The sequence below is a fragment of the Methylobacterium nigriterrae genome (assembly GCF_037106235.1).
Lineage (GTDB): Bacteria > Pseudomonadota > Alphaproteobacteria > Rhizobiales > Beijerinckiaceae > Methylobacterium > Methylobacterium nigriterrae.
Genome location: NZ_JBAWTG010000796.1, coordinates 1 through 279, shown reverse-complemented (window position 1 = coordinate 279; position 279 = coordinate 1). Strand labels below are relative to the sequence as shown.

Genomic DNA, 279 nt, shown 5'->3' with positions numbered 1-279 from the left:
TGCAGATCCACAAGAGCGGGCTAACGTTTCCGCCAAGAGGTTTTTGAGACAGCGGCACACACGAGGGCGCTGGACCATTGGTCGGCTTACGAGGTGACGTTGACCTCGACGGTCATGCCTTGGAGCGCGTCGGCTGGGCCGCTGAAGCTGCCTATCACCGGAACCGCTTGGCGGATGTCACGCGCGACGGCGACCGGGATCAGGTTCGCGCCGCCCACACTGCGGTTGGTTGGGTCGAAGGTGATCCAGCCCGCGCCCGGCAGGTAGACTTCGGCCCAG

1 pseudogene is annotated in these 279 nt (G+C 64.9%); it reads right to left on the bottom strand.

Annotated features, from left to right (window positions below):
- Window positions 1-86: 86 nt before the first annotated feature.
- A pseudogene (locus WDW90_RS39200) lies at window positions 87-279 on the bottom strand (transglutaminase family protein); the annotation flags it as partial.